The 14,012-nt window shown below is 71.4% G+C and carries 13 protein-coding genes; 9 read left to right on the top strand and 4 right to left on the bottom strand.

Annotated elements, in window-relative coordinates; translation table 11 throughout:
- Positions 1-136 precede the first annotated feature (136 nt).
- Positions 137-967 carry a molybdate ABC transporter substrate-binding protein gene (gene modA, locus A1QA_RS0111825; protein WP_017179120.1) on the top strand — a complete coding sequence of 277 codons (831 nt, stop codon included), beginning with the start codon at positions 137-139 and terminating at the stop codon, positions 965-967.
- On the top strand, positions 964-2,934 hold the full coding sequence (locus tag A1QA_RS0111820) for an ATP-binding cassette domain-containing protein (protein ID WP_017179119.1): 1,971 nt from the start codon (positions 964-966) through the stop codon (positions 2,932-2,934). The genes modA and A1QA_RS0111820 overlap by 4 nt, the downstream gene beginning before the upstream one ends.
- 151 nt (positions 2,935-3,085) lie before the next feature.
- On the opposite strand, the gene A1QA_RS0111815 is transcribed toward A1QA_RS0111820, so the two are convergent.
- Entirely contained in the window at positions 3,086-4,114 is a 1,029-nt protein-coding gene (locus A1QA_RS0111815) for a FecCD family ABC transporter permease (protein ID WP_017179118.1), read from the bottom strand.
- A gap of 59 nt (positions 4,115-4,173) precedes the next feature.
- Positions 4,174-5,151, bottom strand: a complete 978-nt coding sequence (locus A1QA_RS16595) for a FecCD family ABC transporter permease (protein WP_051000653.1) — start codon at positions 5,149-5,151, stop codon at positions 4,174-4,176.
- 126 nt (positions 5,152-5,277) lie between these two features.
- Between A1QA_RS16595 and A1QA_RS16590 the strand changes: the two genes are divergently transcribed.
- The 4 genes from A1QA_RS16590 (at position 5,278) to A1QA_RS0111790 (ending at position 8,719) form a co-directional block, all read left to right on the top strand.
- Complete coding sequence (locus A1QA_RS16590) at positions 5,278-6,141, top strand: ABC transporter substrate-binding protein (protein ID WP_017179115.1); 864 nt, start codon at positions 5,278-5,280, stop codon at positions 6,139-6,141.
- Entirely contained in the window at positions 6,138-7,031 is an 894-nt protein-coding gene (locus A1QA_RS0111800; protein WP_017179114.1) for an ABC transporter ATP-binding protein, read from the top strand. Before A1QA_RS16590 ends, A1QA_RS0111800 begins: the two co-directional genes overlap by 4 nt.
- Positions 7,032-7,136: 105 nt before the next feature.
- The gene (locus A1QA_RS0111795) at positions 7,137-8,198 is read left to right on the top strand and encodes a zinc-binding dehydrogenase (protein WP_017179113.1); all 1,062 of its coding nucleotides are present in this window, start codon (positions 7,137-7,139) and stop codon (positions 8,196-8,198) included.
- A gap of 143 nt (positions 8,199-8,341) precedes the next feature.
- Entirely contained in the window at positions 8,342-8,719 is a 378-nt protein-coding gene (locus tag A1QA_RS0111790) for a DUF2255 family protein (RefSeq protein ID WP_017179112.1), read from the top strand.
- Between the two features lie 53 nt (positions 8,720-8,772).
- Here A1QA_RS0111790 and A1QA_RS0111785 read toward each other — a convergent pair whose 3' ends face one another.
- The gene (locus tag A1QA_RS0111785) at positions 8,773-9,315 is read right to left on the bottom strand and encodes an NAD(P)H-dependent oxidoreductase (RefSeq protein ID WP_017179111.1); all 543 of its coding nucleotides are present in this window, start codon (positions 9,313-9,315) and stop codon (positions 8,773-8,775) included.
- 228 nt (positions 9,316-9,543) lie between these two features.
- Positions 9,544-10,614, bottom strand: a complete 1,071-nt coding sequence (locus tag A1QA_RS0111780; RefSeq protein ID WP_017179110.1) for a hypothetical protein — start codon at positions 10,612-10,614, stop codon at positions 9,544-9,546.
- A gap of 318 nt (positions 10,615-10,932) precedes the next feature.
- Here A1QA_RS0111780 and hisN point away from each other — a divergent pair, with 318 nt between their 5' ends.
- From hisN to A1QA_RS0111765, 3 genes are all read left to right on the top strand, one after another.
- Entirely contained in the window at positions 10,933-11,745 is an 813-nt protein-coding gene (gene hisN, locus A1QA_RS0111775; RefSeq protein ID WP_017179109.1) for a histidinol-phosphatase, read from the top strand.
- Between the two features lie 95 nt (positions 11,746-11,840).
- Positions 11,841-12,965 (top strand): ATP-binding protein, encoded by a 1,125-nt coding sequence (locus tag A1QA_RS0111770; protein WP_026048905.1) that lies wholly within the window; start codon positions 11,841-11,843, stop codon positions 12,963-12,965.
- A 154-nt stretch (positions 12,966-13,119) separates the two neighbouring features.
- Positions 13,120-13,956 carry an undecaprenyl-diphosphate phosphatase gene (locus tag A1QA_RS0111765; protein ID WP_017179107.1) on the top strand — a complete coding sequence of 279 codons (837 nt, stop codon included), beginning with the start codon at positions 13,120-13,122 and terminating at the stop codon, positions 13,954-13,956.
- Positions 13,957-14,012: the final 56 nt, after the last annotated feature.

Genomic DNA, 14,012 nt, shown 5'->3' with positions numbered 1-14,012 from the left:
CCGCTTCGCCGCCGGTAGCATGGCGAGTGGAGACCGCGTCCCATGCGCGCCGGCACGCGGATCGGCGGCCTCCCGGGGGGCCGCCGGCACGATGCGCCGTCGGCCTCGCAAACGCACTCTCCTCGAAAGGAACGCCATGCGCACCATGCACCGCGCAGCCCTGCCCGTACTCGCCCTCGCCTCCGCTGCCGCGCTCGTCGCGTGCGGTGGCGGCTCCTCATCATCCACCGCCTCTGCCACAGCCACCGCCTCGGACGCGGCGATGGAGGCCTCTGCTGGGGCCAGCGCGCCGGTGTCCGGCCAGCTCACCGTCTTCGCCGCCGCCTCCCTCAAGGAGGCCTTCGAGGAGATCAAGACCGAGTTCACCAAGAAGAACCCCGACCTGACGATCACCTACGACTTCCAGGGCTCCCAGGACCTCGTCTCGAACCTCGCCAACGGCGCGGCGGCCGACGTCCTGGCCACCGCCGATGAGAAGTCGATGACCTCCGCCACCGAGCAGTCCCTCGTGGCAGAGCCCTCCGAGTTCGCCACCAACCAGCTCACCCTCATCGTCCCGCCGGGCAACCCCGGCGGCATCACCGGCCTGGACTCCTCGCTGGACGGCAAGGACCTCGTCATCTGCGCCGACGCCGTCCCCTGCGGCAACGCCACGAACAAGCTCGAGGAGGCCCTGGGCATCACCCTGAGCCCGGCCTCCGAGGAGCAGAAGGTGACCGACGTGCGTACCAAGGTCGAGTCGGGCGAGGCCGAGGCCGGCATCGTCTACAAGACCGACGCCGCGACCTCGGGCGACAAGTCCGATGAGATCACGATCCCCGACGGAGGCGTCGTCAACCACTACCCGCTGGCGGTGACCTCCTCGGCCTCCAACACAGCGGCCGCGCAGGCCTTCGTCGACTTCGTGCGTGGCAGCGAGGGCCAGGCGATCCTCGCCAAGTACGGCTTCGGCGCTCCCACCAAGTGACGGGCGCCCGGGCGGCCCGCTGGCCGCTGCCGCGCCGCTCCCGGGCCGCCCGGGCCCCGCTGCCGCTCGCGGTGGTGGTGCTCGGGCTGGCCGGGGCGGCGCTCATCATCCTGCCCCTGGCGGGCATGGGGACGAGGGTCGCCTGGGGGCGGCTGCCGGAGCTGCTGTCCTCGTCCTCGGCGCGGGCGGCTCTGGGACTCTCGCTGCGGACGAGCCTCGCCTCGACGGCGGTCTGCGTGGCACTCGGGGTGCCGCTGGCGCTGCTGCTGTCGAGGCAGTGGCGGGGCGTGCGGGTGGCGCGGGTCCTCGCGGTCCTGCCGATGACGATGCCGCCGGTGGTGGCGGGTATCGCACTGCTGTCGACGCTCGGCAAGAAGGGTGTGCTGGGCGGCGTCCTGGACGCCTGGGGGCTGCGCATCGCCTTCTCGACGACGGCGGTGGTCATCGCGCAGGTCTTCGTCGCCATGCCGTTCCTCGTCGTCACACTCGAGGCGGCGCTGCGCTCGCGCGACACGCGAGCAGAGACGATCGCCCGCACGCTCGGCGCCGGGCCCTGGCGACTGCTGGCCCGCATCACCCTGCCGATGGTCGGCCCCGCGCTTGCGCGCGGAACAGCACTGGCACTGGGGCGGGCCCTGGGCGAGTTCGGCGCGACGATCGCCTTCGCGGGCTCCAAGGAGGGGGTCACGCGCACGATGCCGCTGGCCATCTACCTCCAGCGTGAGGAGGACACGGCCACCGCGCTCGCCCTCGCCGTCGTCCTCATCGCCGCCTCCTTCCTCATCGTGGGGGCGACGACGGTGCCGTGGGGGACGCTGGTGCGGCGGTGGTCCGCAGCGGGGTGGGCCCCCCACCCCGCACAGCCCGGCAATACAACGCACGCGCCCAGAAGGCCCTTGCCGCTCGCGCTCTCGTTCACCTCGGCGGAGCGCGACGTGTCGGTCTCCTTGGAGATCGGGGCGGGGCGCGCGCTGGCTCTCATCGGGCCCAATGGCTCGGGCAAGTCCACGGCCTGCCTCGTGGCGGCGGGGCTCCTCGACGCCACGGGCGGCGAGGTCCGTCTCGGCGAGCGCGTGCTCGATGGGGCCGAGGACTTCGTGCCCGCTGGGCGCCGCGACGTCGCCCTGCTCTCCCAGGTCCCGGGGGTGTTCACCCATATGTCGGTGCTGGAGAACGTCGCGTTCGGGCCGCGCTGCCAGGGGCAGGGGCGCCGGGAGGCGCGGGAGCGCGCCTGGGCGGAGCTGGCGGCGGTGGGGGCGGAGCATCTCGCCGGCCGGTCGGGCGCCGAGCTCTCCGGCGGCCAGGCCGCGCGGGTGGCCCTGGCTCGAGCCCTGGCGACCTCGCCCCGCGTGCTCATCCTCGACGAGCCGATGGCCGCCCTCGACGTGGGCGCGCGCCAGGAGATGCGGGACCTCGTGGCGCGCAGATCCGCTGAGGAGGGGCTGACGGTCCTCCTCGTCACCCACGACGTGCTCGACATCGCCTCCCTGGCGGACGACGTCGTCGTCCTGGAGGCCGGGCGGGTCGTCGAGAGCGGAGAGGCGGCGCGGGTCCTGTCCGCCCCGGCGAGCGACTTCACGGCGCGCCTGACCGGCACCTCGATCCTCATGGGCAGCGCCGCGGGCAGTGAGGAGGAGCCACGCGTGATCCTGGAGGGCGGGCTGGTCATCCATGGGCGCCCGGGCCAGGCCATTCGGGAGGGCGCGCCCGTAGCCGCGCTCGTCCCGCCCGACGCCGTCGCGCTCTACGAGGAGGCGCCCTCGGGCTCTCCGCGCAACGCGCTGCCCGTCGTCGTGCGCTCGATGGAGCGCTCGGGCGCTTTGGTCACAGTGGGTCTGGAGGCGGGCGAGCACCGCCTGACCGCCTCAGTGACCGCGGGCGCCGTCGCTCAGTTGGGCATCGCGCCCGGCCGCGAGCTCATCGCTGTCATCAAGGCCGTCGAGGTCCGCGTCGTCCCGCGCGCCTGACGCTCAGCCCAACCGACGTGGCCAGGTTTGAGGATTGCTCGGGCGATCCGGAGCTCCGGACGAGCCTGCCCACACCATCGCACCTCTCTGACCTGCACCAACACACGATGTAACATCATGTCAGGAAAAGGAATCCTCAAACCTGGCCACATCACTGCTCCTGCCGGCGCAGGCCCACGAACCACAGGAGGTACAGGCCCCCGCAGGCCGCGCTCACCAGGCCCACCGGGATCTGGAACGGGGAGAGGAGCCTGGCCGCGAGGAAATCCGCCAGAGCGAGGAGGAGGGCGCCCATCGCCGCCGAGGCCGCCAAGGCGATCCCCGCGGAGCGGGAGGCCCGGCGCGCCAACTGGGGCGCTGCGAGCGCCAGGAAGGCAATGGGGCCGCTCACCGCCACGCACACAGCGGCCAGCACCACCCCGTAGCCAAGGAGGGTCCCGCGCGCCCGCGCCGCGCCCAGCCCCAGGGAGTTGGCGGCGTCGTCGCCGAGCTCGAGGATCCCGGCGGGACGGCCGAGCCACGCGATGAGCGGCAGGAGGAGGAGCGCGGCGACCATGAGCGGGCGCACCTGCGCCCAGGTGATCGCGTTGAGGGAGCCGAACTGCCAGGCCTTGGCTGTCTCGGCGCTCTCGATGGTGGCGGGGGTGAGGAGGTAGTCGTCGCCCGCGGCGAGCATCTGCGACAGGGCGATGCCGGCGAGGATGAGCGCGTCGCCGCTCGCGCCGCGCCGCAGGGCCACGAGCACCACGAGCGCGGCGGTGGCGAAGCCTCCCAGGATCGTGCCCAGCGCGATCATGGACAGGGATGAGGCCGAGGCCAGGAGGATGACCACCAGGCCACCGGTGGTGGCGCCTCTCGTGAAACCGACGATATCCGGGCTGCCCAGGGGGTTGCGGGATAGGGATTGGAAGACCGCGCCGGACAGCGCGAGCATCGCCCCGACGAGCAGGGCGGCGAGGGCGCGGGGCAGGCGCTGGTCGAGCACGATGAACCTGTCCAGGTCGCTGCCGGAACCGGCGAGGACGGCGAGGGCGTCGGCGGCGGAGAGGCGGTAGGCGCCGGTCAGGAGGGATCCGAGGCTCACGGCCAGCGCCGCGAGGAGAAGGAGGGCTGCGGTCGCCAGGGCCCGCCGGTGGAGGAGGAGTGAGCGGCCCCGCCGCAGCGGGACGACGATCTCCACGCTCGGCGCGCCGAGGAGCGCCCCTGAACGAACGGCGCCGCCTTCTCCCGGCCGCGCCCTCACGCGCGCCCCTTCGGCCGGGCGAGCACGAGGGCCAGGAGGACGGGGCCGCCGAGGAAGGCGGTGACCACGCCCGCCTCCAGCTCGTCGGGCCAGATGAGCCGCCTCCCGACGACGTCGGCGAGCAGGAGCAGCGCGGGCCCGGCGACGAGCGAGGCGGCCAGGATGCGGCACTGGTCGGCCCCGAGGAGGAGGCGCAGGACATGGGGGACGACGAGGCCCACGAAGGAGATCGGGCCGATGGCCGCCGTCGTCGCCCCGCACAGGAGGGTGATGGAGACCAGCGCCAGCGCGCGGACCGCGCCGATGCGGGCCCCGAGCGCGGCGGCCTGCTCCTCCCCCAGGGCCAGCGCGTTGAGGGCGTGGCCGGAGGCGATCGCCAGGACGAGGCCGGCCACGAGGAAGGGCGCGACCCAGGCCAGGACCTCGGCGCCGCGCCCCTCCAGGGAGCCCACCACCCAGAAGCGGTAGGAGTCGAAGACTTTGGTGTTGCGCATGGTGATGGTCCCGGTGATGGCGCCGAGCGAGGCGCCCAGGGCGACGCCGGCGAGGATGAGGCGCGTCGGGCCCGCCCGCCCGGAGCGGCCCGCCATGAGGTGGACGAGCCCGGCAGCCGCCGCGGCCCCGGCGAAGGCGAACCACAAGTAGCCCGTGACATCGGTGAGTCCCAGCAGGGAGATCGACAGGACGACGGCGAGGGCCGCCCCCGCGTTGACGCCCAGGATGCCCGGCTCGGCGAGCGGGTTGCGGGTGAGCGCCTGCATGACGACGCCCGCCACGGCGAGCCCGGCACCGGCGCCTATAGCCAGGAGCGTGCGCGGCATGCGCAGTTGCCACACGATGATGGAAGGAACGCTGCGGTCGTGGGCGAGCAGGCCCCGAACCGTCTCAGCCAGGCCCAGCTGGCGCGAGCCGATGGCGAGGCTCAGCACCACGAGGAGGGCGAGGATCAGTGCTCCCGCGGTGGCCAGGAGCAGGAGGCGCGCGCATCGTCCAGTAACAGCGGCGCCTCCGCCTCGAGCAGCGCCTCCGCCAGCGCCTCCGGCACCCCGGGCGCCTCGAGCGCGCCTACCTCATCCATCCCCACCACGATCCCCGAGGGGATGGGATCAGGTCAGGCCGACGGCGTCTTCCCCCGGACGGTCGCCCACTTCCAGGGCTCGACGACGATCCAGGCGGCCCCCGCCAAGGTCGTCATCATCTCCACCGGCCAGCTCGACGCCGCGCTCACCCTCGGCATCGTCCCGGTGGGCGCCGCCGCCGGAGATGGGGCGGCAGCCGTCCCCGACTACCTGACCAAGGCCTTCCCGGAGCAGGCCAGCGCCCTGGGAGCCATCACCGAGGTCGGCTCGCGCAAGGAGCCGAACGTGGAGGCGATCTCGAACCTCGCCCCGGACCTCATCCTCGTCAACAACACCGGCAAGGATCCGGCGGCCCTGTACGCCACGCTGTCCAACATCGCGCCCACCGTCGTCACGCAGGGCACGGGCCAGTACTGGAAGCAGGACTTCCTCCTCCTGGCCGACGCCCTGGGCAAGGCCGACGCCGCCCGCACCTGGCTGGACCTCTTCCACACCGACGCCGCCAAGGCGGGCGAGGCGATCGACGACGCCACCACTGTCTCCCTGCTGCGCAAGAACGGTGACCGCACGAGGATCTTCGGGACGATCTCCTTCGCCGGCTCCGTCCTGGCGGACATGGGCGTGGCCCGGCCGGGCACCCAGGAGTTCAACGATGACACCTCCCACGACATCTCCGCCGAGCAGCTCGACCAGGCCGACGCCTCCTGGATCCTCTACGGGGTCCAGGGCGACGCCTCCTCCCTGACCTCCGCGGCCCTGTGGCCCACGCTCGGGGCCGTCACCGCCAGCCAGGCCGTCCAGGTCGAGGACGATCCCTTCTACCTCAACGCCGGGCCCACGGCCGCCCGCTTCGTCCTGACCACCGTCTCGACGACGGTCAAGTGAGGCGGGGCACGCGCCGTCGCCGGCCGCCTGTCAAGCTGGGGGCGCCCGGCGACGGCGCGGCGCTCGCCTCGCAGGAGGGCGCCCCCAGCGCCTCCCCGGGCGCGCCTCACCTGGCAGCCAAGGGGGTCACCCTCTCCTACAACCCTCAGAACCCGGTCATCGAAGACCTCTCGGTGGACATCACCCCTGGTGAGGTGACGATGATCGTCGGCCCCAACGCCTGCGGCAAGTCCACTCTCCTGCGGGCGCTCAGCCGGGTCCTCTCACCCGACGCCGGCGCCGTCGTCCTCGATGGCACGCCCGTCGCCCAGATGCGCCCCAAGGCCTTCGCGCGGCGCGTGGGGCTGCTCGCCCAGTCGTCGATCGCCCCGGAGGGCATCACGGTCCATGAGCTCGTGGCGCGAGGGCGCTACCCCCATCAGTCGGTGCTCCACCAGTGGTCGCCCGAGGACGACGAGGCCGTCAGCGAGGCCATGGATCGCACCGACGTGACGGGCCTGGCGGGCCGCCGGGTCTCCTCGCTGTCCGGGGGCCAGCGCCAGCGGGTGTGGATCGCGATGGCACTGGCCCAGCGCACGGACATCCTGCTCCTGGACGAGCCCACGACCTTCCTCGATCTGGCCCACCAGGTGGATGTCCTCGAGCTGTGCCGCGAGCTCAATGAGTCCCTCGGCACGACGATCGTCGCCGTGCTGCACGACCTCAACCAGGCGTGCCGCTACGCGGACCGCGTGATCGCCATGCGCTCGGGGCGGATCCTGGCCCATGGGGCGCCGTCGGAGGTCATCACGGAGGAAGTCGTGGAGGAGGTGTTCGGCCTGCCCGTGCGGGTGGTGGACGATCCGCTCACAGGCACGCCCATGGTCCTGCCCCTCCCCCGCCGGCCCTGAGCCCCTCCCGACTGGCCCGCCTGGCACTGGGAGGGCCTGGCTGCGGGCGCCTCCTCCTCCGTAGGCTGTGACGCATCGACGGATTCTTATCAGAGAGGCACCGCCATGAGCACCACAGCACCGACGTCCCCCACCATTCCCGTCACGATGCGCGCCGTCGTCATGAACGCGCCCGGCGACGTCACGGTGGAGACCATCGAGACCCCGCGCGTCCAGGGACCCGGCGACGTCGTCCTCAAGCTCGCCGCCGCCTGCGTGTGCGGCTCCGACCTGTGGCCCTACCGGGGCGCGCAGCCCGTCGACCACCAGTACATGGGCCACGAGTATGTGGGAACGATCGTCGAGAAGGGCGCGGAGGTGACAACCCTCGAGGTCGGCGACTTCGTCATCGGCTCCTTCATGCTCTCCGACGGCACCTGCGAGATCTGCCAGGCCGGCTACCCCTCGCGCTGCGCCAACGCCGGCCACTACACCGGCAGCCAGGCCGAGTACATGCGCATCGAGCTGGCGGACGGCTCCCTGGTGAAGGTCCCCGGAGGCGAGCCGACCGACCCCGAGCGCCTCGCCGACTACCTCGCCGCCTCCGATGTGCTGGGCACGGGCTGGTACGCGGCCGTCGCCGCGAACGCCGGCCCGGGCAAGACGATCGCCGTCGTGGGCGACGGCGCCGTGGGGCTGTCCGCGGTGCTGGCCGCCAAGGCGCTGGGCGCCGAGCGGGTCATCGCCTTCTCCCGTCATGAGGACCGCGCGGCGCTGGCACGCGACTTCGGGGCCGACGTCGTCATCGCCGAGCGCGGCGAGGAGGGCGCGGCGAAGGTCAAGGAGCTGACGAATGGCTACGGCGCGCACGGCGTGTGCGAGGCCGTCGGCTCCCAACTGTCCATGGACCAGGCGCTGGCCTCGTGCCGTCCCGGCGGCTACATCGGCTTCGTCGGCGTCTCGCACGACCAGACGATCGACGGCCTCAACCTGTTCTTCCGCGAGGTCCACCTCGAGGGCGGCCCCGCCCCCGTGCGCCGCTTCCTGCCCGACCTCATCAAGCGGATCGACGCCGGCGAGATCCACCCCGGCCGGGTCTTCACCAAGCGCGTCCCGCTCGACGAGGCCGCCGAGGCCTACAAGGCCATGGACGAGCGCCGCGAGATCAAGGTCCTCCTGGAGATCTGAGCCCACTGCCGCTGCTTCCCGACGGCGCCCGTCGTCCCCACATGGGGCGGCGGCGCCGCGTTTCCGGCGCGCCAGTGATCGCCTGCCCAGCCTGGCCCTGCCAGGGCCTGGTCGCGCGGGCGGCGCGCCCCTAGCGTGGGGGCATGAGCACATGGGATTCCGCGACGATCGCCGCGATCGCCGCATCTGACGACCTGCACATCTACCCCTACCGCGCCGACGGCGTCACGCTGGGCACGCCCACGTGGATCTGGTCGGTGGTCGTGGACGGCCGACTGTTCGTGCGCGCCTGGAACGGGACGCGCGGCCGCTGGTACCAGGCGGCCATCACCCAGAAGGCGGGGCGCATCGACGCGGCGGGCGCCACCCACGACGTCGACTTCGCCCCGGCCGACCCGTCCCTCGCCGACGCCATCTCAGCGGCCTACGAGGCCAAGTACGCGGGGAGCCCGTACCTGCCGCCCATGCTCGCCGCGGGCCCGCGCGAGGCCGCCGTCGAGATCACGCCGCGCTCGGCCTGAGCCGCCCGGCCGCCCCTCCGCCCTCGCTGAGACGCCCCTTCCTTGGCCGCCACCTATTCGAGGCGGCCGAGGATGGGGCGGTTCGTCGAGGTCAGAACAGTGCGGTACTCGGCGCAGCGCGCCATGAGGTCGGTCTCCATGATGCCGAGGCAGCCCATGACGATGAAGGGCACGAGGTAGGTCATGGAGCAGGTGGCGGCCGAGGCCTGGAAGGGGCGCAGGAGCTCGGTGAGCGAGTAGCCGACCATGCGCTGGCGACCGTACTCGGCGGCGCCTGCCGTGGCGGCGATCATGAGCTCCTTGCCGAGCAGGGCGACGCCGTCGGGCCCGTGCGCCCACCCGAAGGTGAGGACGTCGTCGAGCCACTGCTGGACCAGCGGCGGGGCGGAGAACCAGTGGAGGGGGAACTGGATGACGATGCGGTCCGCGCCGTCCATGGCGGCCTGCTCCGCCGCGACGTTGATGACGCCGGTGGGATAGAGGTCGTACATCCGGCGCACGGTCACACCCTTCACGCCCTCCGCCTCGGCGGCGAGGGCGCGATTGACCACGGAGGAGGTCATATCAGGGTGGAAGACGAGAACCAGGGTGTTCACGACTGCTCCTTCAGTTGTCCATGAACCCGGGCAGGACCAGAGGCCGGGTCGTCCTGGTTCGAGCCTATCGGGCAGCCACCCCGGATGAGACCCCGCCGTTATATAGGTGAGCAGGCCCACCCCGACTCGCCGACCCAGAGCCTTGCCCCGCGACGCTTCCCGACGGCGCGTCCGGCCCTCGCGACGCCCTCTCCCCCGAACCGTCCCCATAGCGCGGCGGGAGGAGGGTCACGCGACAGCGTTCTTCCACTCCTCGATGCCCTCACCCCATGCCGTCGCGGGGACGAAGGCGGTTGTCGTCCAATATCCCCAGGCGCTCAGGCCCGCGAGGCCGACGCCGCCCACGACGGCGATCCGCCCGGCCTCGGCCCCGTCCGCGGGATCCCAGCACACGAGCTCGCCTGCGCCCGAGGCGTCATCCCCCACCGACCGGGGCCACAGGAGCCCGCCGTGCTCGACCAATGCCTCGTAGCCGAGGTCGTCGCCAGGCGCGATGGTCACCCCAGCAGTGGCTCCTGGCGAGTGGGCCTCCCCCAGCACGACGTGGGAGCCCTTCTTCCTCCCGCCCGGAGTCTCCTCGATAATGACGATCCCGTTCTCCAACCGCGCCCCGTTCATGAGGCAGCGCGCCGGGAGCGCGTGATCGACCTGTACCGCGTCATGCGAGCGCAGGTTGACGGCTCTCCAGGGAGCGGAGGCGTCATCGAGCTTCCCGTCCTCGTAGGAGTACAGCCAGTCGCCGAGGACCCGTGCCGGTGTCCAGCCCTGCTCGGCCTCGATGCGCTCGCCCGAGCGCATATCCACAAGGATCCGGGAGGTGGGCTGATTGCGCTCGTCCCAGATGGTGCGGCGGAGCACCCCCTCCCCGAGGTGATCCAGGGTGTAGGAACCCTCAGGGGCATCGACGACGCTTGTCGCGTCGAGTCGGGCGGTCATGGAATCGGGGTCCACCACGACGGCGAGGGCGAAGCGCGGCTGCCCCACAGTGCTGGTCACGAGGATCGCGCCGTCACTCATCCGGGTGAGGCTCCCGCCCAGGCCGGGGACCCTGGCCACCACCACGGCTTTGTCCGCCAGCGCGAGGGATCCCGCGATCTCTCCGTCGGCCAGGTTCATGCGCACCAGTTCCAGACGGCAATCCAGCACGCCCGTTCCAGGCTCCTCAGACTCGGGGGACGGCGCGTACCACCCGAGGAGGGCGAAGAGCGTCTCGTCGTGGACGAGGACATCCACGATCATGAGGCGCTCCCCGGAGGAGTTGAGTGCCAGGGGATCGAGGTCACTGCCGATCGAGCGCACGCGCGCCTGGGCGGTTGAAGAGTCGGCGGTCAGCGCCCAGTCCCGCCACGACGGCGCCCCCTCCCAGGGCGAGCAGGAGGGAGCGCCTGCTCAGCCGGCGGCCGCGCGGCTGGCCCCCTCCTTCCCCAGATGCCGCAGGCCCTGAGGCCACAGCGGGGTCCGCCGTCGACGACGAGGCCGATCGCGGGGACGGAGCGGAAGGAGCGGGGTGATCCGTGGACATGGCACCAGCGTAAGAATGGCCATGAATCCCAGCGATGGTGCGGACTCACCACCCGCCTGCCGGGCCAGGCGGTGCTCGGGCGCTACGGTGGTGCTATGAGCGCCCCCACATCGCCCGAGCGCCGCTGGCGCGACGACCTGCACCTGGCCCACACCATCGCGGACCAGGCGGACGCCCTCACACTCCCTCGCTTCGAGGCCCAGGACTTCAAGGTCGAGACCAAGCCCGACCTCACCCCCGTCACCGAGGTCGACCGCGCCACGGAGAAGCTCGTGCGCGACTACCTCGCGCGCGCCCGCGGCCGCGACTCGGTGCTCGGCGAGGAGTTGCCGCCCACTGGCCACGCCCCCCGCCAGTGGGTCATCGACCCGATCGACGGCACGAAGAGCTTCGTGCGGGGCGTGCCCGTGTGGGCCACGCTCATCGGGCTCGTCGAGGACGGCGAGGTCGTCGTCGGGCTGGTGAGCGCGCCAGCACTGGGCAAGCGCTGGTGGGCCGTGAGCGGCGGCGGCACCTGGACCGGTCGGTCCCTGTCCTCGGCCAAGCGCCTGGAGGTCTCGAGCGTCACCTCGCTCGGGGACGCCTCGCTGTCCTACTCCTCGCTGTCCGGGTGGGCCGAGCGGCGCCGCCTGCGCGGGATGCTCTCCCTCATGCAGTCGTGCTGGCGCACGCGCGCCTACGGCGACTTCTGGTCCTACATGCTCCTGGCCTCCGGGGCGGTGGACCTGGCCGCCGAGCCGGAGCTGGAGCTCTACGACATGGCGGCCCTCGTCCCCATCGTCACCGAGGCCGGCGGCACCTTCACCTCGCTCGACGGCGAGCCCGGCCCCTGGGGAGGCAGCGCCGTCGCCTCCAACGGCCGCCTCCACAAGGCGATCATGAAGCACCTCGGCTCCGAGACCGACTGAGGGCCGTCGAGTCGAGCACCGCCTCGCGCTTGCCATCACCTGCCACGGAAGTTATAAAAGATCTAAAAGATCTAAACCCCGCAAAGGGAGCGCCGATGCCCAACCCTTTCAAGCCGACAGCAGGAGCCACTCCTCCTCTCCTCGTCGGACGCGATCAACTCATCGATGAGTTCCGTGAGAGCCTTGACGATGGTCCCGGAGCTCCAGGACTTCTCACACTGGTGACCGGCGCGCGGGGTACTGGAAAGACGGTCATGCTCACGGAGATGGGCGAGGCTGCCCGGACCCAAGGCTGGGTCGTCATAGACGAGACCGCGCGGGATGGCCTGATGGATCGGCTGAGGAGCCAGATCGACGGCTGTCTGGCGGCCCTCGACAACCCCCAGCGGTCTCGCTGGACATCGCTCAGCGTCACGACACCTCTTGGCGGCGGGGGCATCACGCTCGACCGGCCACCTCGCGAATCACGGTCATGGCGCTCATCCGCATCCGCTCTGACCGCAAGACTCGCCGAGAACGAGACCGGCTTGCTCATCACCGTCGACGAGATCCACGCGATCCCACGCGCCGAGTTGCAGGCGCTTGCGGCGGAGGTCCAGCATCTGATCCGCGACCGCGCTCCGATCGGCCTCATCATGGCGGGCCTTCCGCGAGCGGTAGAGGATCTCCTCAACGACGAGATCACCACCTTCCTGCGACGCGCAGAGCGACTCACCTTGGGCGAGGTCCCACTGGATGAGGTCCAGAGCGCTTTCCAGTCCACCTTCTCCACTGCAGGACGCCCCCTTTCTGAGGAACTCGCCCACGACTGCGCGCTCGCCACCGAAGGCTATCCATTCATGATCCAGTTGGTGGGGTACCACGTGTGGCGCCGCTGTCCTGAGGAGGTCGTCGTTCCCGACGCCGTCTCCGCCGGGATCGCAGCAGCGCGGAGCCGGCTGGGAGACCTCGTTCATGCCCCAGCGCTCCAAGACCTGTCGGATACCGACCGCTCCATGCTTGTGAGCATGGCCGAGGACGACGGTCCGTCCCGGATCGCGGATGTCGCCACTCGCATGGGGCAGACAAGTGGCTACGTCTCCGTGTATCGAGCCAGGCTCATCGCCGCTGGGATGATCAGACCCGCCGGGTATGGGCTCGTGGACTTCGCAGCGCCATATCTGAGGGAGTACCTCCGCACTCATTCGTCATCACTATCCACCGCGCCCCGAGCCTGGTGACCGCGCAGCCCCCCATCGGCGGAGCGCTCCATGGTGAGGGCCGTTCCACACTCGTCAGGATGGCCGCGGGATGCCGCCGGAGGCCTCGCGCCGGTAGCCTTCCGTGAGCATCGCGGAGCCACGGGCCCCGCCGTCGTTCCTTGATGGGAGTCCCATGAACTGGCTGCACGCCATCCTCCTCGGCATCGTCGAGGGCATCACCGAGTTCCTTCCCGTGTCCTCCACAGGGCACCTCAACATCGTCGAGAAGCTCCTGGGTTACAGGATCGACGACGTTGGCATGACGGCCTTCACCGCCGTCATCCAGGTGGGGGCGATCCTGGCCGCCGTCGTCTACTTCTGGCACGACATCGTGCGGATCGTGACCGCCTGGTGCAAGGGGCTGGCCAACAAGAAGGCCCGCCAGGACCCCGACTACACGCTGGGCTGGGGCGTCATCCTCGGCTCCATCCCGGTGGCCGTCATCGGCCTGCTGTTCAAGGACTTCATCGAGGTCACGGCGCGCTCCCTGTGGGTCATCGCGGGCGCCCTCATCATCTGGTCGGCGGTCATGTGGCTCGCTGACACCCGCACCGATCTGGACAAGGACATGAGGGACGTGTCCATCAAGGACGCCCTCGTCATCGGCCTCTTCCAGGCCCTCGCCCCCGTCTTCCCCGGCATCTCCCGCTCGGGCGCCACGATCTCCGCTGGCCTCTTCCTGCGCTTCGACCGCGTGACGGCCACGCGCCTGTCCTTCTTCCTCGGCATCCCGGCGCTCCTGGCCGCAGGCGCGCTTGAGGCGGTCACCGCGGCGGGCGACATCTCCGCCACCGTCGGCTGGGGCCCGACCCTTGTCGCGACCGTCGTCTCCGGCGTCGTCGCCTACGCGACCATCGCCTGGCTGCTGAAGTTCGTCTCCTCCAACAAGTTCACGAGCTTCCTCGTCTACCGCGTGGTGCTGGGCGGGATCATCGTCGCGCTCGTGGCCGCGGGCGTCGTCGCGGCCTGATCGCCCGAGACCCGTCGCAGGGGATCGTTCGGCCTGAGTGCCGGACGGTCCCCTGA

This window comes from Actinomyces timonensis DSM 23838 (assembly GCF_000295095.1).
In the GTDB taxonomy this organism is placed as follows: domain Bacteria; phylum Actinomycetota; class Actinomycetes; order Actinomycetales; family Actinomycetaceae; genus Actinomyces; species Actinomyces timonensis.
The sequence above is the reverse complement of the archived record's forward strand: the minus strand, read 5'-3'. Positions and strand labels throughout refer to the sequence as shown.

Coding starts and splice junctions, on each gene's coding strand:
- A1QA_RS16590 (WP_017179115.1), top strand. CDS start 5,278: ATGGGATCAGGTCAGGCCGACGGCGTCTTCCCCCGGACGGTCGCCCAC.
- hisN (WP_017179109.1), top strand. CDS start 10,933: ATGAGCGCCCCCACATCGCCCGAGCGCCGCTGGCGCGACGACCTGCAC.
- A1QA_RS0111765 (WP_017179107.1), top strand. CDS start 13,120: ATGAACTGGCTGCACGCCATCCTCCTCGGCATCGTCGAGGGCATCACC.
- A1QA_RS0111770 (WP_026048905.1), top strand. CDS start 11,841: ATGCCCAACCCTTTCAAGCCGACAGCAGGAGCCACTCCTCCTCTCCTC.
- modA (WP_017179120.1), top strand. CDS start 137: ATGCGCACCATGCACCGCGCAGCCCTGCCCGTACTCGCCCTCGCCTCC.
- A1QA_RS0111790 (WP_017179112.1), top strand. CDS start 8,342: ATGAGCACATGGGATTCCGCGACGATCGCCGCGATCGCCGCATCTGAC.
- A1QA_RS0111795 (WP_017179113.1), top strand. CDS start 7,137: ATGAGCACCACAGCACCGACGTCCCCCACCATTCCCGTCACGATGCGC.